This is a genomic window from Sphingomonas agri (assembly GCF_038148795.1).
Classification (GTDB): domain Bacteria; phylum Pseudomonadota; class Alphaproteobacteria; order Sphingomonadales; family Sphingomonadaceae; genus Sphingomicrobium; species Sphingomicrobium agri.
Genome location: NZ_JBAPEU010000003.1, coordinates 145497 through 169970, shown reverse-complemented (window position 1 = coordinate 169970; position 24474 = coordinate 145497). Strand labels below are relative to the sequence as shown.

The window sequence follows — 24474 nt, the reverse complement described above, 5'->3', positions numbered from 1 at the left end:
ACGAAGCCGATCGATGCTGACGCACATTTCGGTCCGGGGCGCCCGGGAACATAATCTCAAAGGCATCGACGTCGACATCGCGCGCGAGAGCCTCACCGTCATCACGGGCCTTTCCGGCTCGGGTAAGTCCTCGCTCGCGTTCGATACGATTTATGCCGAGGGGCAGCGCCGCTACGTCGAGAGCCTGTCGGCCTACGCCCGCCAGTTCCTGGAGATGATGCAGAAGCCGGACGTCGAGCATATCGACGGCCTTTCCCCAGCGATCTCGATCGAACAGAAGACGACCAGCCGGAATCCCCGTTCGACTGTCGCAACCGTCACCGAGATCTATGATTATATGCGCCTGCTGTGGGCGCGCGTCGGCATTCCCTATTCTCCCGCGACAGGACTTCCCATCGAGGCGCAGCAGGTCAGCCAGATGGTCGACCGCGTGATGAACCTCCCGGAAGGAAGCCGCCATTACCTGCTCGCGCCCGTCGTGCGGGGCCGGAAGGGGGAATATCGCAAGGAACTTGCCGAATGGCAGAAGGCAGGCTTCACACGCGTGCGCATCGACGGCCAGTTCCACGCGATCGAAGAAGCCCCGACTCTCGACAAGAAATACAAGCACGACATCGAGGTGGTCGTCGATCGCATCGTCGTGCGCGAGGGCATCGAGGCACGCCTCGCCGACAGCTTTGAGACGGCGCTGAAGCTGGCCGACGGGCTAGCCTATCTCGATCCCGCCGATCCGCAGGAGAGCGAGGCGCCCGCAAGCGGGATGAAGCTCGATTACGCTCCTCCGGGTCGCATCACCTTCTCGGAAAAATTCGCCTGCCCGGTTTCGGGCTTCACCATTGCGGAGATCGAACCGCGGCTGTTCAGCTTTAACGCACCGCAGGGCGCGTGTCCTGCCTGCGACGGCCTTGGCGAGAAGCTCATGTTCGACGAGGACCTCGTCGTCCCCAACCACAATATCTCGATCGCCAAGGGAGCAATCGTACCCTGGGCCAAGTCAAACCCGCCAAGTCCCTATTACATGCAGGTGCTCTCTAGCCTCGCCCGGGCTTACGATTTCGACCTCAATATCCCTTGGAAGAACCTCTCCGAGGAAGCACGCGAAATCATTCTCCACGGCACTGACGGGAAGCCTGTCACCCTTCGCTTCATCGACGGCAGGCGCAGCTACGAGGTGAAAAAGGCATTCGAAGGGGTCATCGGCAATCTCAATCGGAGAATGCTCCAGACCGAATCGGCCTGGATGCGGGAGGAACTCAGCCGCTATCAGGCCAGCCGGCCGTGCGAGATATGCCACGGCGCTCGCCTCAAGCCCGAGGCACTGAGTGTCAAGATCGCGGGAGAAGACATCTCGATGTCGAGCCGGCGCAGCGTTGCCGACGCGCATGCCTGGTTCGGATCGCTGCATGACAAGCTCTCACCGCAACATCGGGAAATCAGCAAGGCGATCCTCAAGGAAATCAACGAACGCCTTGGCTTCCTCCACAACGTAGGTCTCGATTATCTTCATCTCGACCGCACCAGCGGCACGCTCTCGGGCGGCGAAAGCCAGCGGATCCGACTTGCCTCCCAGATTGGCTCGGGCCTGTCGGGCGTTCTTTACGTGCTCGACGAGCCTTCGATCGGGCTCCACCAGAAGGACAACGACCGGCTGCTCGAGACGCTGAAGCGCCTTCGCGGCCTTGGAAACACGGTTCTGGTCGTCGAGCATGACGAGGACGCGATCCGATCCGCCGACCAGGTGATCGACATGGGGCCGGGCGCGGGGGTCCACGGCGGTGAGGTCATCTACTCGGGCGCGCTAAAGGGTCTGCTCGAATGCAAGGGCAGTATAACCGCCGATTACCTTTCGGGACGGCGCGAGATTCCCCTGCCCCGCAAGCGTCGCCGCGGAAACGGCAAGTTCGTCACCGTCCATGGGGCGAGCGCCAACAACCTCCAGGATGTGACAGTGGCGTTCCCCCTTGGCACGTTCACCTGCGTCACGGGGGTCAGCGGTTCGGGCAAAAGCTCGCTCACGATCGATACGCTCTATGCGGGGGCTGCGCGCTCGCTCAACGGCGCGCGTATCGTCTGCGGTCCCTGCCAAAAGATCTCTGGCCTGGAGCAGCTCGACAAGGTCATCGACATCGACCAGTCGCCGATCGGGCGCACGCCGCGCTCCAATCCCGCGACCTACACCGGCGCCTTCACCCAGATCCGCGACTGGTTCGCAGGGCTGCCCGAGGCGAAGGCCCGCGGCTACAAGCCCGGCCGTTTCTCGTTCAACGTTAAGGGCGGCCGCTGCGAGGCCTGTCAGGGCGATGGTCTCATCAAGATCGAGATGCACTTCCTGCCGGACGTCTACGTCACTTGCGATGTATGTCACGGCGCCCGCTACAACCGCGAAACGCTCGAAGTGAAGTTCAAGGGGAAATCGATCGCGGACGTCCTCGACATGACGGTCGAGGACGCCGCCGAATTCTTCAAGGCCGTGCCCGGTATCCGCGACAAGATGGAGATGCTGAAGGAAGTCGGGCTCGGCTACGTCAAGGTCGGCCAGCCAGCAACGACGCTGAGCGGAGGCGAGGCGCAGCGCGTCAAGCTTTCAAAGGAATTGTCCCGGCGCGCAACGGGCAAGACCTTGTACATACTCGACGAGCCGACGACCGGCCTCCATTTCGAAGACGTACGCAAGCTCCTCGAGGTACTTCACCGCCTTTCGGACCACGGCAACACGGTCGTGGTTATCGAGCACAACCTCGACGTCATCAAGACGGCCGACTGGGTCATCGACCTTGGACCCGGGGGCGGGGTGAACGGCGGGCGGATCATTGCAGAAGGCCCGCCCGAAACGATTGCCGAGGCGCCGGAATCGGCGACCGCGCAGTATCTGAAGCCGCTTCTGGAGCGGGCGTCGGTGAAGCCAGCCATCGTCGATTCCGTGCCCAAAAAGCCCAGGCGGTCTCGCAAAGGCGTATCTCAAGACGACGAACTGGGACTGGTTGCTGCAAAGTAGGCGCTGCTTTTGAGAGCGCTGCTATTTCCCCTCATGCGACTGTTTGGGTTCCGATGCGTTTTGGCTGGACAATGAGATAGAAAGAGCAAGCCTCATGACGCCCCTCGCCAAGCTCCTCACCCTAGCCGTGGCCATCGCCACGCCGGCCGCGGGGCAGTACAACCCCTATCCCAACCAGCCCGGGTACAATTACCCTGTCTATCCAGGTCAGCCCTACCAGGGTTACGGCTACAATCAGGGTTATAACCAGGGCTACAATCAGGGCTATACCGGCAATCCGGTCACCGACATCATCGATCAGCTGCTCGGCAATCGGTACAACGTCACGGATCGCCAGGCCGTCCGCCAGTGCGCCCGCGCGGCTACTGCCCAGGCACAGAACCAATATGGCAGCGGCTACGGCAACCGCTACGGCTACAATCAGGGATTTGCACCGCCGAGCCTTCGCGTCACTGCGATCACCGATGTCGAACGGCGCTCAAATGGCCTTCGCGTTCGCGGCGTCCTCAGCAGTGGCTACCAAGGTCAGTACGGAAACGGCTATCAGGGCTACGGGAACGCCTATGGCAACCGTGGCTACGGCGACCTCATATTCCGCTGCAACGTCGATTACCGCGGCGTCGTGACGGATGTGCGTGTCGGCCCTGGCGGAAACCGGCGCTACTGAGCGCGCTTTAACGGTCGCCGCTCTTCATGCGGCGGCTCCATAGCGGCAGCAGAGGCACTGAGCCCAATCCTCGAAAAGCGCGGCCGGCGGCAGCCGCGGCAGCGTGACTTTCTCGTAGGCCCGCAACCTCTTCTCTTGTTCGCAGCTCTTCCCGTCCCGCGATTGAAACCAAATGTAAGTATCCTCGTTTCGGCCGCGAAAACTGTCGCAATTGCGACAAGAGACGCAAGGTTTGTGAACGTGACGGGCTACAGGCTTTATGACCTCGACGGGGTCCACAAAGTCGCGTCCGGCGAATGGTTTGAGGCCGACGACGACGAGGCCGCGATAAAGGTCGCGAGGAAGATGATGGACGGACACGACTGCGAGCTCTGGCAGGGCCGCAGGCGCGTCGCGCGCATCAGCAAGGACGCTCGAAGCTGAGTGCTACTTGAGCGCCAGCACGACGGGACCCGAGACGGGGTCGGTGACGCCGTCCCCCACCGGTTCGAGCATGTCCCGGAAGCTATCCAGCGTGGCGCCCATGCGCGGCCGCGCCGCCGCGAGCGCATCCATGTCGTCCCACTCGCCGATGATGCAATAGGTCTGCTCACCCGTCTGGATAATGTTGACGTGCCTGAGGCCGGGCCAATCACGCTCGACGCTCTCGTGGGCATCGAGGAAATCCTGATTGCGGCCTGGCTTAACCTTGAAACGCACTGCGTTGAAAGCGGTCATGGCGCATTCTCCAGCTGTGGCTTCGCATCGCCGGGACCCAGAGAACCTAGGCCGGTGCTGGTCCCTTCATTTGGGCAACAGCCGCTTCGAGGGTCTTGCGGTCATTGCCATGCTGCTTGATGAGGTTCCTCACCTCATCATCAGTAAGTCCGTGCTTCTTTCCGAAATAGCGCACTTCACTTGGATCGCTGGCAGCAACCCGGCTGCGGTCACTGGTGGTATTGCCCATGGCGTGGCTCCTTCACTAGCCCCCGGCGCAGACGGCGATACGCTTCTGCCGGCCCGACATCCATAGCAACGGAGGAGCCACCAGCGCCGCGATTGCCGGTGATTCTCTCTCAACACGTATGTGGTCGTTCTTTTTCCCCAGGGAAACGGGCCACGCTACTGCTCAATTTGCCGCAAGGCGCTTCACCAGCAGATCGAGCACGGCAGGGTGGATCGGCCGATCGAACTTCAGTCCCGCCGTGAACCCCTCGACCCAGCAGGCTTCGGCGTCCATGACCTCGAGCCCCTCAAACTTGATCATCATGATATCGCCGACGCTCGGCCGCTCGACGAGCTCTACGCGACAACCGTCCGTCGACAGGTCGAGAACCCTCACGTGATAATTATTGTGTCCGGGAACTCGAAGCGCCACCTCGCCGGGTACCTCCAGCCGAGCGGCGCGCCGCTCGATCTGTTCCTTGGCTTCGGCGGCGACCGGCTCAAAGATGAGGCCCGCCTTGCCGTCGGCATACCAGCGTACCTCGGCCGCGATCGACCCCCGGCCGCGCACCGAGACCTTCACCTCTTCTCCAGGTACGAGCTCGAAAGTGGTTTGGATCCCGCATCCGCCATAGTTGAGGTCGGTCAGCGTGATCAGCTGAGTAACTCCGCCCGCACGAACGAGATGGCCCTGCATGCTGACGGAGCGCCGCTCCCGGCGCTGGTCGGTGGGGCTGCCACGGCGCCTCGGTTCCGGTTCGGGTCCGCTCATCCAGGCCTCCCAGGATAGGCTAGCAACCACAAACTTTGCTAAGGCCGTTTACCCTAACCTTGATGAATGGTCGATGCGGATAGTCGTCGGGCTCGGAACGCAACTCGCCGTTTCGTCCGGTGAGCCGCTCTCGGCGAGCAAATCACTTTGAAGCGATAGTATCTATCTGCCGCTCGAGTCCGAGTTCAGATCGACCGCCGGCCTGGTCGCGTCATCTTGCTGTGCCTCGCTGACCTCCTGGCGCTGTTCGGCGCTGAGATTGGCTTCCCATTGCCCCTCGGCCTGCACCGGGTTCCACGCGAGCATGAGGTCTCCCGCCGACCCGCCCTCTTCGATCTGCGCCGCGAGCTTCTGCAGAACCGGCCGTACCGCAAGGTTCAGCATCCAGTCGGGTGCATAAGCGAGCTTAGCCTTGCTGGTCCCCGCAAGTGCGGTTCGAAGCGCCGCGTGATTGGAGTGGATCCGGGTGACAACGAGCGTATCCCTGCCGTCGTTCTTTCCGATGAAGTCCAGCTCCGCCTGCGCTCCTGGCTGGCCATTGAACAAGAGGTTGACCGTCAGATGCTGATCCGCGGCGCGGTCGACCTTCAGCTCATAGGGCATCGGCGTCCCTCCCTCGAAGGAGGTAGTGCCGCTGGGCCGGACGTCGTCGAGCGCCTGCTCGACCGCTGCATAAGTGACGGCCGGACTCTTGTGGACCAGTTGTTCGGCGTCGGCGCCATAGACGCTGCCGGCCGCATAGCCTGCTCCCATCAAAGCGGGACCCATCAGGAACTTGTACATGGGCCCATCCTAGTGCGGCGCTCGGTAAGAAGCAGTTAAGCGGCCGAGGACTGAGGTTGCCCGCACCCGAGGCGGGAGACGATGAGGTCGAAGACGGCGGGATGAAGCGGACGCGAAAAGCTGACTCCCGCATTTGCGCCGGAAAGCCAGCGAACCCGCGCTTCGAGCGCCTCGAGGCCATCGAACTTGATCCACAATTGCTCGTCCAGCTCCGGCCTCTCGACAAACTCGGCTTTGCACCCCTCGGGAGACAGGTCGTAGATATGGACGCGAAAGTTTACCTTGCCGGACCGGCGCATTGTCACCTCGCCCTCAACCGAAACACGCTCATGGCGTCGCGGCTTCCTGGAGGCGCTTTCGGAGACATCGACGGACTCGAACGAGAGACCGGCCCGCGCGCCGTCGACCCACCGAACCAGCGCCTCGGCCGTACCCCGATGGGCAACCGACAGGCTGAGCCGCTCGCCGGCAACGAGGCTCGTCGTGCAGATCACGCCGCAGCCCGCAAAGGACAGATCGACAATGGTGATCTCGCTCGCAGAACCATCGGGGCGAGTGGCGAAAGCGGTCAGCGTTACGGGCCGCCGCTCACGCCGGTTCATCGGTTGTGAGCCGACATCCGCAAAGACCTGAACTTGCTGAAGCATGGACCTTCTATTCCCGACGCGGCAAATGTCTGCCGCGACGGAGCCAAAATAGTCACGAACTTGTCGCGGCGCGCTTAAGCAAAGATCCGCTTTGGATCCATTTCCAGCCGGAATCAGGCGGCCGCTTCTGCATCCACTTTGACGAGGAGCTGGCCTTCGGCGACCTGCGTGCCTGGCACGACGGTAAGCTTGGCGACGGTACCGTCAAAGGGAGCAATCAATGCGTGCTCCATTTTCATCGCTTCAAGGGTCAGCAAACGTTGCCCCTGAGCAACTTTTTCTCCTTGCGAAACTTCTACCGCCGTCACCTTGCCCGGCATCGGCGCCTCGATTTCGCCGTCGTGAAGACCATGAGAGGTACCGGTGCCTCGCGAGGAAAGCGCGAATTCAAACGCCTGGCCCTCCGTGAACACGACCACATGTTCACTGTCCCGAAAACCGGATAGCTCGGCGATCGGACCGTCCGTCGTCGAGACTGTCCGGAACTCGCCCCGGACGCCGAGCGCCGCGCTAGAGATTGGCCGAGCATTGAGGCGGAAACCGGAAAGGCCGGCCATCGGCTCTTCGTCTTCGCTTGGAACGAGCGCAATCGCAGCAGCGCCGCGCCACACAGAATCGTCCGGTTCCGGATCCGGAACCAGGTCGGCAAGATGGCGCTCGATGAACGCCGTGTCGATCCTGCACGATCCGAAATCCGGGTGCAGCACGGCGTTGAACAGAAATCCGGCATTCGTCCGCACCGGCCAGACCTCAACAGTGTCGAGCAACGATGCGAGTTCGCCTATCGCTTCGTCACGGTCCCTGCCGCTCCCGATCAGCTTCGCAATCATCGGGTCGTAGAACGGCGAGATTGAATCGCCCTCCTCAACCCCGGTTTCAATTCGGCCCTCATTGCCGAGGTCGAAATGGTCTAGCCTGCCAACGCTCGGCAAGAAGCCCTTCGCAGGATCTTCGGCATAAAGTCGTGCCTCGATGGCGTGGCCAAGGATCACGAGCTCGCCCTGGGCCTTTGGGAGCGGCTCGCCCGAGGCCACCCTAAGCTGCCACTCGACGAGGTCCTGGCCGCTGATCTCCTCGGTTACGGGATGCTCGACCTGCAGCCGGGTGTTCATCTCGAGGAACCAGATCCGATCAGCCCGGAGACCTTCCGAGGCATCGGCAATGAACTCGATTGTTCCTGCACTTTCGTAATTGACGGCCTTCGCAGCGCGGACTGCTGCCCCGCAAACCGCCTCCCTCGTCTTGGCGTCCATGCCCGGCGCCGGAGCTTCCTCAATGACCTTTTGGTGGCGCCGCTGCAGCGAGCAGTCCCGTTCGAACAGGTGAACCACGTCGCCGTGACTGTCGCCGAACACCTGCACTTCGATGTGGCGCGGCGAAAGAATGTATTTCTCGATGAGAACCCGGTCGTCGCCGAAGGCACTCCGCGCCTCGCGGCGGGCGCTATCGAGCGAGTCTTCGAACTCCTGCGGAGAATCGACGCGGCGCATCCCCTTGCCGCCTCCGCCGGCCACCGCCTTGATGAGTACCGGATAGCCGATCGCCTCCGCTTCCTTCTTGAGGCGACCAGGATCCTGATCCTCGCCGAGATAGCCGGGCGTCACCGGCACTCCCGCCTCGATCATCAGTTTCTTTGCAGCGTCCTTCAGTCCCATCGCGCGGATGCTGTCCGGCTTTGGGCCGACCCAGATCAGACCGGCCTCGATCACGGCCTGCGCGAAATCGGCATTTTCCGAGAGGAAGCCGTATCCAGGATGGACGGCCTCGGCGCCACTCGCCCTTGCCGCCTCGATGATCCGATCGCCCACAAGATAGCTCTCGCGCGCGGGACCTGGACCGATGTGCAAGGCCTCATCCGCCATGCGGACGTGCAGTGACCTCGCATCAGGATCCGAATAGACCGCGACCGTTCGGATCCCGAGCCGCCGGGCAGTGCGAATGACACGGCAGGCAATCTCGCCCCGGTTCGCAATGAGAAGCGACTTGATCATTGCGCGTGACATCCCGCCGTCCGCTCGGACCAGCTGACGTTTGCAATCTTCCAGGAGCCGCTTTGGCGAACGAGATCGAAGTGATCGATGCCGCAATGGTGAACCTTGCCATCGATCAGGAAGACATAATTGCCCCAGACCATTGCGACGCTTCCGTCGCTCTCGATCGCCGGGTCGCTGAGCCGCTCCTCGAACTTCTCGGGTCCCGGCTGGAAACGCGCGAGCACCTCGGGCCACGTCCTTCGAACAACCGCACGGTTCCCGCCCGGCTGCTCGGTGACAATGGTCGCGCTGCCACCGGCGACGAGCTGCCTTTCCATCGCTGCCGCATCGCGTGCAGCAATCGCGCTGAAGACGGCATTGACCGGCTGCAGGATCGCCTGTTCCTCGGCACCGGGGGCCGGGAGCGGGCCCGCCGGCGGGAGCCTGGTCGCGGCTCCCTGGGCCGCAAGTGCAAGAAGAATTGAAATCATCGCGGGCTACATCCTGAAAACGCCGAATTGCGGCCGGTCCGGGATGGGCGCGTTCAGCGTTGCCGCAAATGCAAGACCAAGGACGTCGCGCGTCTGCGCGGGGTCGATGATGCCGTCGTCCCACAGGCGCGCGGTCGCGTGCCAGGGATTGCCCTGCGCCTCGTAATCCGCGCGGATCGGCTGCTTGAACGCTTCTTCCTGGTCGGGCGTCCACTTGTCTGCATCGCGGTGAACGGTCGCAAGCACGGAAGCCGCCTGCTCACCCCCCATCACGCTGATCCGGGAATTGGGCCAGGTGAACAGGAAGCGGGGCGAGTAGGCGCGGCCGGCCATCCCGTAATTGCCTGCCCCAAAGCTGCCGCCGATCAGCATGGTGATCTTGGGCACGCTCGCGGTCGCGACGGCGGTCACCAGCTTGGCCCCGTGCTTTGCGATTCCCTCGGCCTCGTATTTGCCTCCCACCATGAAGCCAGAAATGTTCTGGAGAAAAAGCAGCGGTGTTCGCCGCTGGCACGCGAGTTCGATGAAATGAGCCCCCTTGAGGGCACTTTCGCTGAACAGGACGCCGTTGTTCGCGAGAATGGCGACTGGGATTCCCCAGATGTGCGCGAACCCGCACACTAACGTCGTTCCGAACTGGGGCTTGAACTCGTGAAGTTCGGAACCGTCCACAATCCGAGCAATGACCTCGTGGACGTCATAAGGAGCGCGCACGTCCTCCGGGATGATGCCGTAGAGGTCGTCGGCACCGAACAGCGGCTCACGTGGTTCGCGAAGGTCCAGCTCCGCGCCACGCTCTGACTGGAGCGTTGAAACGATATCACGAACGATCGTCAGTGCGTGCTCGTCGTTTTCGGCCAGGTGATCGACCACGCCGCTCTTCTTTGCGTGGAGATCCCCGCCCCCAAGATCCTCGGCGCTGATTTCCTCGCCCGTCGCTGCTTTCACGAGCGGCGGACCGCCAAGGAAGATCGTCCCCTGGTTGCGCACGATCACGCTCTCGTCGCTCATCGCGGGAACGTATGCTCCTCCGGCAGTACAGCTGCCCATCACGCAGGCGATCTGGGCAATGCCCTTCGAGCTCATCTGCGCCTGGTTGAAGAAGATCCTGCCGAAATGATCGCGGTCGGGAAAAACTTCGGCCTGGTGCGGCAGATTAGCCCCACCACTGTCGACCAGGTAGATGCATGGCAGCCTGTTCTGCTCTGCGATCTCCTGAGCACGCAGATGCTTCTTGACCGTCATCGGATAATAGGTGCCGCCTTTGACCGTCGCGTCGTTGCAGACGATCATCACTTCTCTTCCCGACACCCGGCCGATGCCGGCGATGATGCCCGCTCCAGGCACCTCCCCGTCATACATGTCGCAACCCGCGAGCTGTCCGATCTCGAGAAACGGCGAGCCTGGATCAAGCAGGCGTTCGACGCGATCGCGCGGAAGAAGCTTGCCCCGCGACACGTGCCGATCGCGGTGCTTTTCGGGGCCGCCCCTTGCTGCTTTGGCAACATCGGCGCGCAGCTTTCCGGCAAGCGCACGATTGTGCGCACTGCGCTGACGGAACTCGTCGCTGTCCGTCGCGATTTTAGTCTCGATCCGCGGTGCGCTCATCGGTTTCGTTATGCCCGTTGGTCGAAAAAGCCCTGCCGCCCGCCTAGCCCGTGCTGCAGGCATTGGCAAAACCGATCCCGGAGGCTTACCGAATGAAGCGTCACATCCTGATCATCGCCGTGTCATCCATTGCGTTTGCAGCGTGCAACAGGACTGCGAGCACACAAAGCGGTGAAGGAAAACAAGAGCCACGCGGACCGCAATCCGGGATCGACAAGTCCCTGATGGACACGTCGGTGAAGCCGGGCGACGACTTCGACAAATATGCCAATGGCGCCTGGGAGAAGAACGCGCAGATCCCGGCCGACAAGTCCAACATCTCCGTCTTTTCAGTCATCAACGATGACGCGCAGAAACGCGAGGCCGCGCTCGTCGGTGACATCGCCAGGTCGAACCCTGCATCAGGATCGGACGAAGCGCGCATCGCCAATTATTACAACGCCTACATGGACACGGCCGGCATCGAGAAGAAAGGCCTTTCGCCGGTCAAGGCGGACATCGATCGCATCGAGGCCATTGCCGACAAGGGCGCCCTCGCCGAGGCGATCGGCCATTCGCTGCGCGCCGATGCGGACCCCTTGAACGCGACCAACTTCCACACCGAGAATCTCTTCGGAGTGTTCGTTACGCAGGGGTTCAACGATCCCACCAAGACGATACCCTATATATTGCAGGGCGGGATCGGACTTCCGGATCGTGACTATCTGGTCTCCTCCGACCCTGCGATGGCCAAGATCCGGAGCGACTACACGCCCTATGTCGCCAAGATACTGACGCTCGCCGGCATCCAGAATGCGCAGGCGCGCGCGCAGAAGATCGTCGCCCTCGAAACCAAGATTGCGCAGGCCCACGAGACGCTCGAGGCAAGCCAGTCGGCCGAAAAAGCGAATAATCCCTGGAAACGCGCCGACTTCGACAAGAAGGCGCCCGGCATCGACTGGAACCGGCTCCTTGGGGCGGCACAGCTCGGCAACCAGCAGGACTTCATCATCTGGCAGCCAGGAGCGGTGACCAAGATCGCCGCCCTGGTCGGTTCAGAGCCTCTGGACGTCTGGAAGGACTGGCTCGCGTTCCACCGTCTCAACCAGATGGCACCGGTCCTTCCAAAAGCATTCGATGATGCGCATTTTGCGTTCTACGGAACCGAGATCAACGGCCAGCCCCAGCAGCAGATTCGCGAGAAGCGCGCGCTGTCCTCACTCGATGCGCAGCTGGGAGACGCCGTCGGCAAGCGCTACGTCGACCGCTACTTCCCAAGCTCGTCCAAAACCGACATCGAGGGCATGGTGAAGAACATCAAGGCAGCGCTCGAAAGAAGGATCGACGCGCTTGCCTGGATGGCGCCTGCAACCAAGGCCGAGGCAAAGAACAAGGTTGCGACTATGGTGGTCGGGATCGGCTACCCCGACACTTGGCGAAACTACGGGTCGCTCGACATCCGGGCCGGGGATGCGTTCGGCAATCTCGACCGCGCCCAGCTCGCCAACTACCAGTACCAGCTCTCGAAGATCGGAAAGCCCGTCGACCGGCATGAGTGGTGGCTCGAGCCGCAAACTGTCAACGCGCAGAACCAGCCCCTGCAAAACTCGCTGAATTTCCCAGCGGCGATCCTGGAAAAAGGCTTCTATGACCCGTCCGCCGATGCGGCTGCCAAATATGGCGCCATCGGATCAGTAATCGGGCACGAAATAAGCCACAGCTTCGACAATCTGGGTGCAACTTTCGATGCGACCGGCAAACTTCGGAACTGGTGGACCCCTGCCGACTTCTCGCACTTCAACCAGGCCGGCGCGGCACTGGCGGCGCAATATGATGCATATGAGGCCCTTCCTGGCCTCCACCTCAATGGCAAGCAGGAGCTTGGCGAGAACATTGCCGATGTCGCAGGGCTCGCAGCAGCCTATGATGCGTGGAAGGCGTCGCTCGGCGGCAAGCCCTCAGCCGTGATCGACGGGCTGACGGGCGACCAGCGTTTCTTTCTTGCCTACGCCCAGTCCCATCGCGGCAAGCTTCGCGACGCGGCGCTCCGGGCGAGGGTCGCGACCGACGTGCATGCACCCGGACCCTGGCGGGTCCTTACAGTCCGAAACGTCGATGCCTGGTATCCCGCCTTCAACGTGGAGGCCGGCGAGAAGCTCTATCTAGCGCCAGGCAAGCGGATCACCGTCTGGGGCAGCTAGGATCACGGCGCAGGCCGGCACCTGATCCTCCAGGCTTCTATCAAGGAAAGCAGCCCGCCATGGGTCGATGGGGCGGGCGGGAGCGATCCGCTGCGCCGGCGCCCGTGTCAGCCGATCAGCTCCCGGCCGATCAGCATGCGGCGGATCTCGTTGGTGCCGGCCCCGATGTCGAGAAGCTTGGCGTCGCGGTAGTAACGCTCGACCGGCCAGTCCTTGGTGTAACCGGCACCTCCGAGCGCCTGGACGGCCTCGTTGGCGACCTTCACGGCGTTTTCGCTTGCAAGCAGGATCGCTCCCGCCGCGTCGTACCTGGTCGTCTTGCCGGCGTCACACGCCTTGGCGACCTGGTAGACATAGGCCCGCGCGCTGTTGAGAGCGACATACATGTCGGCAATCTTGGCCTGCATCAGCTGGAACGACCCGATCGGCTTCCCGAACTGCTTTCGCTCGCGGACATAGGGCAGGACCGTGTCGAGGCACGCCTGCATGATCCCGATCTGCATGCCGGCCAGGACCGTGCGCTCATAGTCGAGGCCGCTCATCAGCACCTCGACCCCCTTGTTTTCTTCGCCGAGGATATTCTCGGGGGGCACGAAGCAATCCTCGAACACGAGTTCGGCCGTGGGCGAGCCGCGGATGCCGAGCTTGTCGACTTTCTGTCCGATCGAAAAGCCATCCATGGTCTTTTCGATGAGGAAGGCCGTGATCCCGCGGCTCCCGGCGGCCATGTCCGTCCTGGCGTAGACGACGAGCGTTTCCGCTTCGGAACCGTTGGTGATCCAGAACTTGGTGCCGTTGAGACGGTAGCCGTTGCCGCTTTTTTCGGCTTTCAGCTTCATTCCGACGACGTCGCTGCCGGCCCCGGATTCGCTCATTGCGAGCGCCCCCACATGCTCACCGCTGATGAGCTTGGGCAAGTATTTGCGCTTCTGCTCGGGATTGGCCCAGCGCCGGATCTGGTTGACGCAGAGGTTCGAGTGGGCGCCGTAGCTTAGTCCTACCGAGGCGGAAGCGCGCGCGACCTCTTCCTGCGCGACGACGTGCTCGAGATAGCCTAGGCCCAGACCTCCCCATTCCTCCTCGACCGTGATCCCGTGAAGGCCAAGTTCGCCCATCTGCGGCCACAGATGGCGCGGAAATTCATCAGTCTGGTCGATCTCGGCCGCGATCGGCGCGATCTTGTCGGTGGCAAAACGCTGGGTGGCGTCGCGGATCGTGTCCGCCATTTCGCCAAGGTCGAAATCGAGTCCGGGCTCGGACATGTCCTCTCTCCTGTTCCGGCCGCCGCTAGCAGAGCGCGAAGCGTTTGAACAACCGCCCCGGCGGTCTTATGTGCGGTGCAGCAAATCGACTCCGGAGTTCGTCATGGCCACTCAAGCATCTGACCCGACCGTCATCCTTTCGATCGCCCGCACGCCGATGGGATCGATGCAGGGCGCGCTCGCCGAGGCGTCGGCGACCGACCTTGGGGCGACTGCGGTCAAGGCTGCGGTCGAACGTTCCGGTGTCTCCGTGGAGGACATTGACCGGATCTACATGGGCTGCGTCCTTCCGGCGGGCCTTGGACAGGCTCCAGCGCGCCAGGCCGCCATCAAGGCCGGCCTTCCAAAGTCGGTCCAGGCAACGACCGTCAACAAGGTTTGCGGTTCGGGGATGCAGACGGTGATCATGGGCGACGAGGCGATCCGCACCGGCAATGCCGACGTGATCATAGCGGGCGGAATGGAGTCGATGACGAACGCGCCTTACCTCCTCAAGAAGCACCGTTCCGGCGCGCGCATCGGTCACGATACGGCCTATGACCACATGTTCCTCGACGGGCTCGAAGATGCTTACGAGGAGGGCCGGGCGATGGGAAGCTTTGCCCAGTGCACGGCCGATGAATACCAGCTCACCCGCGAGCAGATGGACGATTATGCGATCGAGAGCCTGCGGCGTGCCAAGGACGCCATCGAAAAGGGAGAGTTCAGGGACGAGATTGCGCCCGTCACCATCAAGAGCCGCGCCGGGGAGACCAAGGTCGACACAGATGAGGCGCCCGGCCGCGGACGGCCGGACAAGATCCCGCAGCTCAAGCCCGCCTTCGCAAAGGAGGGTACGATCACGGCAGCCACTTCCTCCTCGATCTCGGACGGCGCGGCAGCAGTCGTCCTCACCAGCGAATCCAACGCTCGTTCAAAGGGCCTGCAGCCGGTAGCGCGCATCATTGCGACCGCCGCGCATGCACAGGAGCCTGCTCAGTTCACCGTCGCCCCCATCGGCGCGATCGAGAAAGTGCTCAAGAAGGCAGGCTGGAAGGCCGCGGACGTCGACCTTTGGGAGGTCAACGAGGCATTCGCCTGCGTCGCGATGTTCGCCATGAAGGATCTTGGCATTCCGCACGAGAAGATCAACGTCCACGGCGGAGCGACCGCGCTCGGTCACCCGATCGGCGCCAGCGGCACGCGCATCATCGTAACCCTCGTCAATGCGCTCAAGCAGAAGGGCGGCAGGCGCGGCGTTGCGAGCCTCTGCATCGGCGGCGGCGAGGCAACGGCGGTGGCGGTCGAGCTGGTCTAGGCTCGGGCCTCACCCGCGTAAGCCTGGCACTCGATCTCAAGCAGCGCACCGAGTGCCAGCCCGTTCGCGCCGAAGGCGCTGCGGGCGGGAAGCTTGCCTGGCTCGAAGTACTGCACATAGACCTTGTTGAACGCTGGCCAGTTCTTCATGTCGCTGAGGAAGGCGGTGCAGTGGAACACGTCGCCATAGCCAAGCCCCGCTCGCTTCAGGACGCCTCCGATATTGTCCATCGCGAGCTTGGTCTGGGCCTCGATTCCCTCGGGCACCTTGCCGTCGGCTCCAACGCCGATCTGGCCCGACAGATAAAGAACGTCGCCAACGCGCACGGCATCCGAAAAAGGAAGCGGCTGGCCGTTGAGGGCCGGTCTTCCAAAATGCTGGACCACGGGTCTTGCCGGAGCGGCGTCGGCGGGGGTGGTCACGATGAGAACTCCAGTTGCTATTGCGGCGATCTGTTTCATGCGCTTCCCCCAGTCTCGTCTCAGTCGACGACCTCGCCCTCGGCGACACCCCAGATATCGCTCGTCCGAACGTAGCCCCGATGACTGCCGATCTCGATCCGGCACCATCCCTCGCTGCACTTGCTGACGCGTCCTACGACGCCCTGCTCGGCCATGTATTGAGGCTTGGCGGCATCGTTCCGTCCGACACGGATCGGCCGCGGCTGGCCAGGCTTCACGATCGCCGTGCGGCGGTCGCTGAGCAGCGTCACGAGCATCCAGCCCTGGGCGCCGTCCGGATCCTGGATGAGACGCCAATTGTCATATTTCTTGACCACGCGGACCGGCAGGTCGCGCCGCTGGTAAAGCCAGACGCCAGGATAGTTCTTGCCCGGTCCCGTGCGGGTCATGGCCTGGCCGCTCGCGATCGACGCCCAGTAAGGTGGCTGTTTTTCCTGCGCGGCAGCGGGAGCAGCAGCGCCAAGGATCGCAATGGCGGTGAGCAGCCCCCGAGCAAGCATCAGGCGCCGGTCAGGATCCGATCGACGAGCTGCTTCACGGTGGGAATGAAGCCGTTCGAATAGAAAGGATCGCTCTTGAAGCGAAATGCGGCATGGCCCGCAAACATGAGATTCTGCTCGACCGGGCCGCCGTGGGCGATCTGCTGGAGCGTCTTTTGAATGCAGAAGCTGCGCGGGTCGGCAAGCCGGCCCGTGGAGTTCTTCTCATTGTCGGCCCATGAGGAGAAGGCGCACTGGCTTAGACAGCCCATGCATTCCGCCTGGTCCACACGGATCTGCTTTTCTTCGTCGGGTCTTACGAAGATGAGCGTGTCATCGGGCGTCTTCATCGCGTTGGTGAAGCCGCTCGCGAACCACTCTCGGGCATGCGTCAAATCGCCCTTCGTCACCCAGAAATTCTTCTTGGTGCCGACACCGACGTCCAGCTGGAAATGGTGATCGCCGATCGGCTCCTTCGTGAAGGCAATCTGCCGCTCGCTACGGTCCTCAAGACCGCGCAGGAATGGATTTCGGACGGCCGAGGAATAAAAGCCCGTCGGTGAGAAACGGTGCAGAAGCACGTCGCCTTCCTCAAGAGTGAGCAGCCGGGCTTTCCACTCGGGCGGAATCGGGCTTTCCTGCGTCAGAAGCGGCCGGGTTCCAAATTGAAAGACGATCTGGCCGAGTTCGGGATTGTCGATCCAATGTTCCCATTCATCGAGCCGCCAAACACCGCCTGCCATCACGATTGGAATACTGTCGGCAATCCCCTGCTCGCGCATGGTGTCGCGGAGGGCTTTCACTCGTGGATAAGGATCCTGGGGTTTGCGCGGGTCCTCGGCGTTGGAGAGGCCATTGTGTCCGCCGGCCAGCCACGGGTCTTCGTAGACAACCGCCGCGAGCCACTCGGCGGCCTTGTGATAGGCGCGCTTCCAAAGCGCACTGAACGCCCGGGCCGAACTGATGATGGGGAGGTAGTTGACGCCGTAAGAGGCAGCGATTTCGCTCAGCTTGTACGGCATCCCGGCGCCGCAGGTGACGCCTGAAACCAATCCCCTGGTGCGTTCGAGCACGCCGTGGAGCACTCGCTGGGCCCCGCCCATTTCCCAAAGGACGTTGATGTTGATCGCGCCCCTGCCGCTCGCCATGTCGTAGGCGCGCTGAACCTGCGCGACGGCGCCGTCGATTGCATATTTGATTAGCTCTTCGTGGCGCTCACGGCGGGTGAGCCCTTCGTAGATCTGCGGGATGATCCGTCCTTCGGGATCGTAGCTGTCGGCGTTGACTGCCGACACGGTTCCGATACCGCCCGCAGCCGCCCAGGCGCCGCTGCTCGCGTGGTTCGTTGCGCTGACCCCCTTGCCGCCTTCGATCAGCGGCCAGACCTCGCGTCCGCCGTAGAGGATGGGCTTGAGGCCCTTGAACAAAACCCGTCTCCCCGGCGCAGCATGCGCCATCTTTCGCGCCCATATAGGAGCGGTTCGTTCGCAATGCGCGAAAAAAAGTGAGCGGGGCCCAGGTCGGTTCCGGGGCCCCGCTCCATCCAATCAATGTCGGTGATCAGCCGTATTTAGCACTGCCCGGCAGCAACGGCCCCGCCGAGGATTGCGCCGATCGCGGCGCCGGCGATCGCGCCGTCGGTACGACCGCCGCGACTATAGCGATAGCCGTAGCGGTAACGGTGGTGGCCGCTATCGCCGATCGCGCTCCCGATGACTGCGCCGGCAAGACCGCCCGCCGCTGCTCCAGCGACAGGGCTCGTGCAATAGCCGTAGCCATTGCGCGAACCATAGCCATAGCCGTAGCTCGGGTAATTGTAGCCATAGCCGTAAGATGGATAGCCGTAGGCCGGGTAGCCGTAGCCATAGCTCGGATAACCGTAGCCGCCGTAGCCGCCGTAGCCGCCATAGCCGCCATAGCCGCCGTAGCCGCCGTAGCCGCCGTAGCCGCCGTAGCCGTACGATCCATATCCCGGATAACCGATCGAAATCACCGTCCGCGAGCGCGGATAGGCGTAGCCGTAGTTGCTGTAGCCGTAGTAATCGTGCGCCTGGGCCGCGGCGGGGAGTGCGACCAGCGAGGCGGCAGAAAGCGCCAGTGCTAATTTCGTCAACATGACATTCCTCCGTCTACATCCTGGCCGTGGAGGGACTTCGCGGCCATTTGATACCGGAATTACGCTTCGCAAGCTGTCGAGGTTCTGAACGTTGCGGTCAGGAATCGATAAGCCTGCCTACAATCGCTGCCAACCGGGTCTTAACCCAGCGAATAATCGAGCCCGATGTCGACGGCAGGAGCGGACTGGGTGACACGGCCCACGGAGATGAACGTCACGCCCGTCTCCGCAAGAAAGCGGATGGTCTCCAAAGTGACCCCTCCGGAGGCTTCGAGCGGAACTCGGTGGGACACCAGCTGGACCGCCTCGCGCAGCTGCGCGGGATCCATATTGTCGAGCAGCAACCGGTCCGCTCCCGCCGCGAGCGCCGGCTCGATCTGGTCGATCCGGTCCACTTCGACCTGCACCTCAAGGCCAGTCGCGGCTGCCTTCGCACGGCGGACCGCCTCGGCAACACTGCCGCAGACCGCCACGTGATTGTCCTTGATGAGAACGCCGTCGTCGAGGCGCATGCGGTGGTTCTGAGCGCCTCCCATTCGCGACGCGAACTTCTCGAGCACCCTTAGTCCTGGAATGGTCTTGCGCGTGTCGAGGAGCACAGTCCCGGTACCGTCAATGGCGTCCACATACTGTCGCGTCAGAGTCGCGATGCCAGAGAGATGCTGGAGCGTGTTCAACGCGGAACGCTCTGCCGCGAGCATGGAGCGGGCATTTCCACCAAGACGCATCAGCGTCGTGCCCCGTTCGACGCGCGTACCATCCTTGATCAGCTGCTCTACCTGCACATCCTCATCAAGAGCACGGAAAAAAGCCGCCGCTATTTCAATGCCAGCGACGACCAGGGCCTGGCGCGCGTTCATTTCGGCAGTGAAACGTGCGTCCTTCGCAATGATCGCATCTGACGTGACGTCGCCCGTGCCGAGATCCTCGGCGAGCACGCGCTGCACGAATTCGGAAAGGCTGAAGTTATCGGGAAGGGTCATGGTGGCCCGTCTACGCGAGCGCTGCGCCCAGGGACAAGCTCAGTGCGCCGGCTCCGCCGCCTTGTTGAGGATCCACCTGCCCTCCTCCCACCGGTAGGCCCGGGCGTCGCTTGCTCTGAAGCGATTACCCGCCCAGCCGTTGACGGTGATCGTCGTGCTGCGCTGGGCAATGTCGATAGTGTTGAAACTCTGTTCCTGCTCGCGGACCCGCGTCGAAGTTGCTGTCCCGGCTTGAATCACCAGCACCCCGCCTGCACGGGTGACGAGATCGCTCGCATCCTGGCTGGATGCGTGGTGATTGTGTCCGGCGAGCAGGATGTCGACGCCCGATTTCTCGACAGCGTCGAGTGCCAGCTCCTGGCGGCCGATGGCGCGCTCGACTTCCCCCCCGACCTCAAGCGCGAACAAGGGGTGATGGGTCACAAGTACGCGCATTGCCTCGCTTGACACTCGGGAGAAGCCTTCGCGGATAAATTCGACCTGCTGCTTGTTGATCCGGCCATCCTTGAATGTGAACGAACGGGCCGTGTTGACGCCGAGCACGGCAACGCCGGGAAGCTCGACGAAAGGGCACAGGCTCTGGTCGATGAAACGACGATATCGCGCGAGTGGGGAGAGAAATCGCCGCAGGACGTCGTACAATGGCACGTCGTGGTTCCCCGGCACGCCCAGCACGTCGTGGCCGTGATCGCGCAGCTGCTCGAGGAACTCGCAGGCTTCGCGAAACTGTTCGGTCCGCGCGCGCTGCGTGAAGTCGCCGCTGACGACGACGAGGTCTGGCTTCAGATCGTCGATCTCGCTGCGCACGGCTTCAACAAGACGCTCGTCATGAGCGCCGAAATGAAGGTCCGACAAATGAACAATACGGGTCATGTGGGCTTGTCGAGAACGCGCCGAAGCGCAGCCGGTTCAGCCCGGTTGCACTAGAAATTGAGGAGCAACAGCAGCTTGGCGTCGACCCCCACGCCCTCGGCACGCTTCTGTTCGATGAAGTTGGGGATGTCGGCTCGGGAAACGAGATGAACCTTGATGTCCTCGTTCTCGTCGCCGCCTCCCTCCCCGACCTTGCTGACGCCGTGGGCTCTTACCAGCGTGAAGCCTTCCGAGAGCATTCCGGGCGACGAATAGAATGTGCCGAGGTGCTCGACCCGCTCTGCTGCATATCCGGTCTCCTCAAGCAATTCCTTTAGCGCGGTTGCCTCGACCGTCGCTTCCGGGTCGAGGTCGCCCACGAGACCTGCTGGAAGTTCGATGCAACGACAGTCGGGGGCGACCCGCGGCTGCTCGACGAGGATGATTTTCTGCTCGTGCTCAGCGAGGATGACGACCGCACCGATATCGCGGGCGCGGCTCGCATATTCCCATTTTCCGCGACGAAGGGCTTTTACGAACTTTCCCTCCCACATCAGTTCGACGGGAGGCAGATCATCCAGATTCATAACTCGATTAGCTTGTCCGGGATTTCATTCACGTCGTCGGCCGAACGAGGGAAGTGCTCGGCAAGAACCGTCCCGACGCGCTCGATGGCCGCCACGATCCCGTCCCCGGGCCTGCCCTGACGGACTTCGCCCACAAGGGAGGCCATGGCCTCGCCCCAAGCATGCTCATCGGTAACTTTGAGGATGGCCTCGTCGGCAACAATTTCGGCGCGGTGCTCGGCCATCGAGAGATAGATGAGGATGCCGGTCCGTCCGGCCGTCCGGCGCTCGGCCGCGGCCTTGAAGATTGCGATTGCACGGCGGCGAACTCGCCGGTGCTTGGTCGCCGGCGGAGTTAGCAAGAGCCTCAAGGGCATCCATCTGAGGATCAACAGCGCGACCGTGAACTTCAGTGCCGCAAACACCATCAGCAGTGTCAGCAGCTGACTTAAGGTCGGATCCGGCTGCCATCCGCCGAACAAGAAATCATACCACCAGACAAGCGCCGTCGGTCGCCAAGCGGCCCAGGCGAGCACCGCGAAGAGCGGAACGAGGGCCCAGTGCAGCGCAACGTCATGATAGGCGTCGCTGATAGGGGTCGCGACGGCGACGATTTCGCCACTGCTCTTGGCCTCGGCGCCTGTAATTGCAGCCGACACCTTTTCACGATCCGATTGCGACAATTGCAGGCTCACCAACTGCCTCCCGCACCGCCGCCGCCGAACGAGCCGCCGCCCCCCGAGAAGCCGCCGCCACCACCCCAGCCGCCGCCTCCAAAGCCACCGCCGCCGCCCCAGCCGCTTCCCCGGGAGCCACGGCTGAGCGCGCTCAACCCCCACAGCACCACCCACGGGTTGATGCCGCCGTTGCGATGCCGGTAACGGCGCCCGGGACCCCGCCGGAAGTGCGACAGGACGACGAACCCGATCACCATCAGCCAGAAGAACAGCGGCAACGGGTTGCCGCCGGAATGCTGCCTGTGCTCCTGCGCCTGCTGCGCTGCTGCGACATTCTTCTGCGCCTCGCTGGCAGGAAGGCTCATCTGCTTGATGATCGCTGCTGCGCCCGCTTCGATCCCCCCGCCATAATCGGGCGGATTCTGCTTGAAGTGCGGAAGGATCGCTTCTCGGGTAATCACGCCCGCCATCGCGTCGGTCATGAAGCCGCCCGCGCCATAGCCGGTGGCGATCCAGACCTTGCGTTCGTTGGGGGCGACAAGCAGGAGGACCCCGTCGTTGTTCTTCGCGCTGCCGATCTTCCACTCGCGCCCGAGTCGATAAGCGTAATCCTCAATCGGATAGCCCTCGAGGCTGTTGACGGTCGCAACGACGAACTGGCGGCCCGACTGCGCTTCGAGTGCTTCCGACTTACTGGCGAGATCCTGCACCTGCTGCGCGCTCAGCAGATGCGCCTGGTCCACGACGCGGCCGGTAAGCGGAGGAAAAGTCTGCGCAGCGACGGGCGTAGCCAGCGCCACGAACGCTAACCACAACACCGCCAGGAGCTGCCTCATGCGATCAGCTCGCGTTGAAGTTGACGGAAGGCGCCTGCTGCGCGCCTGCCGAAGCTTCGAAGGGAACCTTCGGCTTGGCGCCGTAGAAGACCCGCGCGCCGATCGCCGTCGGGAACGTCCGGATCAACGTATTATAGCGGCGAACCGAGTCGTTATAATCGCGTCGCGAGGCATTGATCCGGTTCTCTGTGCCCTCGAGCTGGTCCTGGAGCGCGAGGAAGTTCTGGTTCGACTTGAGGTCGGGATAAGCCTCGAAGCTGGCGAGGAGACGACCAATCGAGCCTCCGAGCTGGGCCTGAGCTGCCTGGAAGGCCTGGACTTTGGCCGGATCGCTAAGGTCGCCGGCATTGAGCTGGATGCTCGTCGCCTTGGCGCGGGCTTCGGTCACCTCGGTAAGAACAGTTTTTTCCTGCTGGGCGTAGCCCTTCACGGTATTGACGAGATTGGGAATGAGGTCAGCCCGCCGCTGGTAGTCGGCCTGGAGGTTTCCCCATGACGCGGTAACCTGCTCTTCGGCAGTCGGGACGCTGTTGATCCCGCATCCGGCAAGGCTGAGGGCCGCAAGCGGCGCGAGTAAACCAAGGCGACGAAGCACGGTCATTGGTAGTCCCCTTCAATGCGTCGTGCATAACTAGATGTACGGCCGTTCGCTTTCAATATGCTGTCTTAAGTGAACAATACACGCTCTCGCCTTTCCATCGCGTCCTGAACGGCGCTAGTGTCGCCGATCCCACAAGCAGCCGATGAGGCCACCCATGCTGAAAGAATTTCGTGCGTTCATCGCCAAGGGCAACGTACTCGATCTCGCGGTTGCAGTGATCATCGGCGCCGCGTTCGCCAAGATCGTCACGAGCCTCACCGAAGACATCATCATGCCGGTGATCGGCAAGATCTTCGGCGGTCTCGATTTTTCAAGCCACTTCCTGATGCTTGGCCCGGTACCGGCGGGCTATCACGGCTCGATGAGCGACTATGCTGCGCTCAAGAAGGCGGGCGCTCCCGTGCTGGGCTGGGGAGCGTTCGTGACCGAGATCGTGAGCTTCCTCATCCTTGCCTTCATCATCTTCCTGATGATCAAGGCCGCGAACAGGGCAATGCGCAAGGGCCCCGACGCGCCGGCAGGTCCGTCGGAAGTCGAGCTGCTTGCCGAGATCAGGGACGAGCTCAGGCGGCGCTGAAGATCAGGGCAAGTGGGGGACTTCTGTTGCCCGGCGTCCCCCGTGCCGCTGGAATCCCCTTCTGTTGCCCGGTGGGGTCCGACCGCGCTTTAGCTTTGTAACGTCAGTCCGTTAGGACGTCAGTTACGCGGCAAGAGCGAGCGCCTCGTTATCGTTGGCACTTGTGTGAATGAGCCGTTGCGGTGGCTCAATCCGATCGGCAGTTGGGCCTTTATTGCACTCGTCGATCCTATTTCGCCCCCATCAACAGCCGCGAGACCCGCGGTTGATGGTGGAGGCGCCGGGGTACTGCCCCCCGGGTCCGAAGTGCCTATTCCACCTAACAGTCTACCGACGTAGCCGGCGAACCGGCATGCGGTAGATAGGGATTTTGCACGTGAATCTCAAGAATAGCGCTGTTATTGCAATAATTGCCAACCGGTTTGATGGGGAACGGAACGTGATGAAAGTACTGGTTTTTGTGACATTTGGCGCAGCTTCGCTAGCGCTTGCCGCTTGTGACAAAAGCAACCAGGACGCTGTCCAGAACGCCCAACTCAACCAGCCCAGCGCCGAGCAGCTGAATGATCTTGCGGCCCAGGCAGCGATGGACGCGGCAAATGCGCAGGCGCAGGCGCAGGCGAATGTCCACAACCAAGTCGTGCAGGAGAATGCGGCGGTCGAGAATGTGACCAGCCCCGTTGAGGCGGACGAGCAAAACGTCAGCGGCATGTAAGCGCCGGCGGCG

The 24474-nt window shown here is 62.6% G+C and carries 26 protein-coding genes and 1 other RNA gene; 7 read left to right on the top strand and 20 right to left on the bottom strand.

The genetic code is table 11. From position 1 onward, the window contains the following. Positions 1 to 13 precede the first annotated feature (13 nt). From uvrA to V8192_RS12875, 3 genes are all read left to right on the top strand, one after another. Positions 14 to 2995: an excinuclease ABC subunit UvrA gene (uvrA, locus tag V8192_RS12885; protein ID WP_341633505.1), complete on the top strand. Its 2982-nt coding sequence runs from the start codon at positions 14 to 16 to the stop codon at positions 2993 to 2995. Between the two features lie 94 nt (positions 2996 to 3089). After that, positions 3090 to 3662 carry a hypothetical protein gene (locus tag V8192_RS12880; protein WP_341633504.1) on the top strand — a complete coding sequence of 191 codons (573 nt, stop codon included), beginning with the start codon at positions 3090 to 3092 and terminating at the stop codon, positions 3660 to 3662. A gap of 234 nt (positions 3663 to 3896) precedes the next feature. After that, positions 3897 to 4085, top strand: a complete 189-nt coding sequence (locus V8192_RS12875; RefSeq protein ID WP_341633503.1) for a hypothetical protein — start codon at positions 3897 to 3899, stop codon at positions 4083 to 4085. A 3-nt stretch (positions 4086 to 4088) separates the two neighbouring features. Here V8192_RS12875 and V8192_RS12870 read toward each other — a convergent pair whose 3' ends face one another. The 8 genes from V8192_RS12870 to V8192_RS12835 all read right to left on the bottom strand — a co-directional run bounded on the left by V8192_RS12870 (position 4089) and on the right by V8192_RS12835 (position 10860). Further along, entirely contained in the window at positions 4089 to 4379 is a 291-nt protein-coding gene (locus V8192_RS12870) for a putative quinol monooxygenase (RefSeq protein WP_341633502.1), read from the bottom strand. A gap of 46 nt (positions 4380 to 4425) precedes the next feature. After that, positions 4426 to 4608 carry a DUF3606 domain-containing protein gene (locus V8192_RS12865; protein ID WP_341633501.1) on the bottom strand — a complete coding sequence of 61 codons (183 nt, stop codon included), beginning with the start codon at positions 4606 to 4608 and terminating at the stop codon, positions 4426 to 4428. 162 nt (positions 4609 to 4770) lie between these two features. Continuing rightward, entirely contained in the window at positions 4771 to 5358 is a 588-nt protein-coding gene (locus tag V8192_RS12860; protein ID WP_341633500.1) for a PilZ domain-containing protein, read from the bottom strand. A 162-nt stretch (positions 5359 to 5520) separates the two neighbouring features. After that, positions 5521 to 6141 carry a hypothetical protein gene (locus V8192_RS12855; RefSeq protein ID WP_341633499.1) on the bottom strand — a complete coding sequence of 207 codons (621 nt, stop codon included), beginning with the start codon at positions 6139 to 6141 and terminating at the stop codon, positions 5521 to 5523. 35 nt (positions 6142 to 6176) lie between these two features. Then, positions 6177 to 6788, bottom strand: a complete 612-nt coding sequence (locus V8192_RS12850) for a PilZ domain-containing protein (protein ID WP_341633498.1) — start codon at positions 6786 to 6788, stop codon at positions 6177 to 6179. Between the two features lie 113 nt (positions 6789 to 6901). After that, positions 6902 to 8779, bottom strand: coding sequence for an acetyl/propionyl/methylcrotonyl-CoA carboxylase subunit alpha (locus V8192_RS12845; protein WP_341633497.1), 1878 nt, complete (start codon positions 8777 to 8779; stop codon positions 6902 to 6904). Beyond that, on the bottom strand, positions 8776 to 9252 hold the full coding sequence (locus V8192_RS12840) for a nuclear transport factor 2 family protein (RefSeq protein WP_341633496.1): 477 nt from the start codon (positions 9250 to 9252) through the stop codon (positions 8776 to 8778). Before V8192_RS12840 ends, V8192_RS12845 begins: the two co-directional genes overlap by 4 nt. A 6-nt stretch (positions 9253 to 9258) precedes the next feature. Next, complete coding sequence (locus V8192_RS12835; RefSeq protein ID WP_341633495.1) at positions 9259 to 10860, bottom strand: carboxyl transferase domain-containing protein; 1602 nt, start codon at positions 10858 to 10860, stop codon at positions 9259 to 9261. A gap of 92 nt (positions 10861 to 10952) precedes the next feature. Between V8192_RS12835 and V8192_RS12830 the strand changes: the two genes are divergently transcribed. Next, positions 10953 to 13040 (top strand): M13 family metallopeptidase, encoded by a 2088-nt coding sequence (locus tag V8192_RS12830; RefSeq protein ID WP_341633494.1) that lies wholly within the window; start codon positions 10953 to 10955, stop codon positions 13038 to 13040. Positions 13041 to 13147: 107 nt separating this feature from the next. On the opposite strand, the gene V8192_RS12825 is transcribed toward V8192_RS12830, so the two are convergent. Further along, positions 13148 to 14302: an isovaleryl-CoA dehydrogenase gene (locus V8192_RS12825; RefSeq protein WP_341633493.1), complete on the bottom strand. Its 1155-nt coding sequence runs from the start codon at positions 14300 to 14302 to the stop codon at positions 13148 to 13150. A gap of 103 nt (positions 14303 to 14405) precedes the next feature. Between V8192_RS12825 and V8192_RS12820 the strand changes: the two genes are divergently transcribed. After that, complete coding sequence (locus tag V8192_RS12820; RefSeq protein ID WP_341633492.1) at positions 14406 to 15599, top strand: thiolase family protein; 1194 nt, start codon at positions 14406 to 14408, stop codon at positions 15597 to 15599. Here V8192_RS12820 and V8192_RS12815 read toward each other — a convergent pair. The 10 genes from V8192_RS12815 to V8192_RS12770 all read right to left on the bottom strand — a co-directional run bounded on the left by V8192_RS12815 (position 15596) and on the right by V8192_RS12770 (position 23170). After that, on the bottom strand, positions 15596 to 16060 hold the full coding sequence (locus V8192_RS12815) for a RidA family protein (RefSeq protein WP_341633491.1): 465 nt from the start codon (positions 16058 to 16060) through the stop codon (positions 15596 to 15598). The genes V8192_RS12820 and V8192_RS12815 overlap by 4 nt on opposite strands. Before the next feature lie 20 nt (positions 16061 to 16080). After that, the gene (locus V8192_RS12810) at positions 16081 to 16560 is read right to left on the bottom strand and encodes an SH3 domain-containing protein (RefSeq protein ID WP_341633490.1); all 480 of its coding nucleotides are present in this window, start codon (positions 16558 to 16560) and stop codon (positions 16081 to 16083) included. Continuing rightward, positions 16560 to 17966 carry an NAD(P)H-dependent flavin oxidoreductase gene (locus V8192_RS12805; RefSeq protein ID WP_341633824.1) on the bottom strand — a complete coding sequence of 469 codons (1407 nt, stop codon included), beginning with the start codon at positions 17964 to 17966 and terminating at the stop codon, positions 16560 to 16562. The genes V8192_RS12810 and V8192_RS12805 overlap by 1 nt, the downstream gene beginning before the upstream one ends. A 143-nt stretch (positions 17967 to 18109) precedes the next feature. Continuing rightward, the gene (locus V8192_RS12800; RefSeq protein ID WP_341633489.1) at positions 18110 to 18655 is read right to left on the bottom strand and encodes a hypothetical protein; all 546 of its coding nucleotides are present in this window, start codon (positions 18653 to 18655) and stop codon (positions 18110 to 18112) included. A gap of 140 nt (positions 18656 to 18795) precedes the next feature. Further along, entirely contained in the window at positions 18796 to 19638 is an 843-nt protein-coding gene (gene nadC / locus V8192_RS12795) for a carboxylating nicotinate-nucleotide diphosphorylase (RefSeq protein WP_341633488.1), read from the bottom strand. Between the two features lie 39 nt (positions 19639 to 19677). Further along, the gene (locus tag V8192_RS12790; protein WP_341633487.1) at positions 19678 to 20511 is read right to left on the bottom strand and encodes a metallophosphoesterase family protein; all 834 of its coding nucleotides are present in this window, start codon (positions 20509 to 20511) and stop codon (positions 19678 to 19680) included. A 50-nt stretch (positions 20512 to 20561) separates the two neighbouring features. Then, a complete protein-coding gene (locus V8192_RS12785; RefSeq protein WP_341633486.1) occupies positions 20562 to 21077 on the bottom strand; it encodes an NUDIX hydrolase in 516 nt (171 codons plus the stop codon). Next, positions 21074 to 21751, bottom strand: coding sequence for a TPM domain-containing protein (locus V8192_RS12780; protein WP_341633485.1), 678 nt, complete (start codon positions 21749 to 21751; stop codon positions 21074 to 21076). The genes V8192_RS12785 and V8192_RS12780 overlap by 4 nt, the downstream gene beginning before the upstream one ends. Continuing rightward, a complete protein-coding gene (locus V8192_RS12775; RefSeq protein ID WP_341633484.1) occupies positions 21748 to 22569 on the bottom strand; it encodes a TPM domain-containing protein in 822 nt (273 codons plus the stop codon). The genes V8192_RS12780 and V8192_RS12775 overlap by 4 nt, the downstream gene beginning before the upstream one ends. A 4-nt stretch (positions 22570 to 22573) precedes the next feature. Then, positions 22574 to 23170 carry a LemA family protein gene (locus V8192_RS12770; RefSeq protein ID WP_341633483.1) on the bottom strand — a complete coding sequence of 199 codons (597 nt, stop codon included), beginning with the start codon at positions 23168 to 23170 and terminating at the stop codon, positions 22574 to 22576. Positions 23171 to 23324: 154 nt separating this feature from the next. On the opposite strand from V8192_RS12770, the gene mscL reads away from it, so the two are divergent. Beyond that, positions 23325 to 23747 (top strand): large conductance mechanosensitive channel protein MscL, encoded by a 423-nt coding sequence (mscL, locus tag V8192_RS12765; RefSeq protein WP_341633482.1) that lies wholly within the window; start codon positions 23325 to 23327, stop codon positions 23745 to 23747. A gap of 50 nt (positions 23748 to 23797) precedes the next feature. Here mscL and ssrA read toward each other — a convergent pair. Then, positions 23798 to 24138, bottom strand: a transfer-messenger RNA (tmRNA) gene (gene ssrA / locus V8192_RS12760). Positions 24139 to 24189: 51 nt separating this feature from the next. Here ssrA and V8192_RS12755 point away from each other — a divergent pair. Then, the gene (locus V8192_RS12755; protein ID WP_341633481.1) at positions 24190 to 24462 is read left to right on the top strand and encodes a hypothetical protein; all 273 of its coding nucleotides are present in this window, start codon (positions 24190 to 24192) and stop codon (positions 24460 to 24462) included. The last annotated feature ends 12 nt before the right edge of the window (positions 24463 to 24474 follow it).

What these genes read in the sequence shown, in the direction of transcription:
- V8192_RS12840 (WP_341633496.1), bottom strand. Translation starts at nt 9,252, where the DNA reads ATGATTTCAATTCTTCTTGCACTTGCGGCCCAGGGAGCCGCGACCAGG.
- V8192_RS12790 (WP_341633487.1), bottom strand. Translation starts at nt 20,511, where the DNA reads ATGACCCGTATTGTTCATTTGTCGGACCTTCATTTCGGCGCTCATGAC.
- V8192_RS12850 (WP_341633498.1), bottom strand. Translation starts at nt 6,788, where the DNA reads ATGCTTCAGCAAGTTCAGGTCTTTGCGGATGTCGGCTCACAACCGATG.
- uvrA (WP_341633505.1), top strand. Translation starts at nt 14, where the DNA reads ATGCTGACGCACATTTCGGTCCGGGGCGCCCGGGAACATAATCTCAAA.
- V8192_RS12860 (WP_341633500.1), bottom strand. Translation starts at nt 5,358, where the DNA reads ATGAGCGGACCCGAACCGGAACCGAGGCGCCGTGGCAGCCCCACCGAC.
- V8192_RS12775 (WP_341633484.1), bottom strand. Translation starts at nt 22,569, where the DNA reads ATGAGGCAGCTCCTGGCGGTGTTGTGGTTAGCGTTCGTGGCGCTGGCT.
- V8192_RS12880 (WP_341633504.1), top strand. Translation starts at nt 3,090, where the DNA reads ATGACGCCCCTCGCCAAGCTCCTCACCCTAGCCGTGGCCATCGCCACG.
- V8192_RS12830 (WP_341633494.1), top strand. Translation starts at nt 10,953, where the DNA reads ATGAAGCGTCACATCCTGATCATCGCCGTGTCATCCATTGCGTTTGCA.
- V8192_RS12820 (WP_341633492.1), top strand. Translation starts at nt 14,406, where the DNA reads ATGGCCACTCAAGCATCTGACCCGACCGTCATCCTTTCGATCGCCCGC.
- nadC (WP_341633488.1), bottom strand. Translation starts at nt 19,638, where the DNA reads ATGACCCTTCCCGATAACTTCAGCCTTTCCGAATTCGTGCAGCGCGTG.
- V8192_RS12770 (WP_341633483.1), bottom strand. Translation starts at nt 23,170, where the DNA reads ATGACCGTGCTTCGTCGCCTTGGTTTACTCGCGCCGCTTGCGGCCCTC.
- V8192_RS12755 (WP_341633481.1), top strand. Translation starts at nt 24,190, where the DNA reads ATGAAAGTACTGGTTTTTGTGACATTTGGCGCAGCTTCGCTAGCGCTT.
- V8192_RS12800 (WP_341633489.1), bottom strand. Translation starts at nt 18,655, where the DNA reads ATGTTGACGAAATTAGCACTGGCGCTTTCTGCCGCCTCGCTGGTCGCA.
- V8192_RS12845 (WP_341633497.1), bottom strand. Translation starts at nt 8,779, where the DNA reads ATGATCAAGTCGCTTCTCATTGCGAACCGGGGCGAGATTGCCTGCCGT.
- V8192_RS12785 (WP_341633486.1), bottom strand. Translation starts at nt 21,077, where the DNA reads ATGAATCTGGATGATCTGCCTCCCGTCGAACTGATGTGGGAGGGAAAG.
- mscL (WP_341633482.1), top strand. Translation starts at nt 23,325, where the DNA reads ATGCTGAAAGAATTTCGTGCGTTCATCGCCAAGGGCAACGTACTCGAT.
- V8192_RS12865 (WP_341633501.1), bottom strand. Translation starts at nt 4,608, where the DNA reads ATGGGCAATACCACCAGTGACCGCAGCCGGGTTGCTGCCAGCGATCCA.
- V8192_RS12810 (WP_341633490.1), bottom strand. Translation starts at nt 16,560, where the DNA reads ATGCTTGCTCGGGGGCTGCTCACCGCCATTGCGATCCTTGGCGCTGCT.
- V8192_RS12855 (WP_341633499.1), bottom strand. Translation starts at nt 6,141, where the DNA reads ATGTACAAGTTCCTGATGGGTCCCGCTTTGATGGGAGCAGGCTATGCG.
- V8192_RS12870 (WP_341633502.1), bottom strand. Translation starts at nt 4,379, where the DNA reads ATGACCGCTTTCAACGCAGTGCGTTTCAAGGTTAAGCCAGGCCGCAAT.
- V8192_RS12825 (WP_341633493.1), bottom strand. Translation starts at nt 14,302, where the DNA reads ATGTCCGAGCCCGGACTCGATTTCGACCTTGGCGAAATGGCGGACACG.
- V8192_RS12815 (WP_341633491.1), bottom strand. Translation starts at nt 16,060, where the DNA reads ATGAAACAGATCGCCGCAATAGCAACTGGAGTTCTCATCGTGACCACC.
- V8192_RS12835 (WP_341633495.1), bottom strand. Translation starts at nt 10,860, where the DNA reads ATGAGCGCACCGCGGATCGAGACTAAAATCGCGACGGACAGCGACGAG.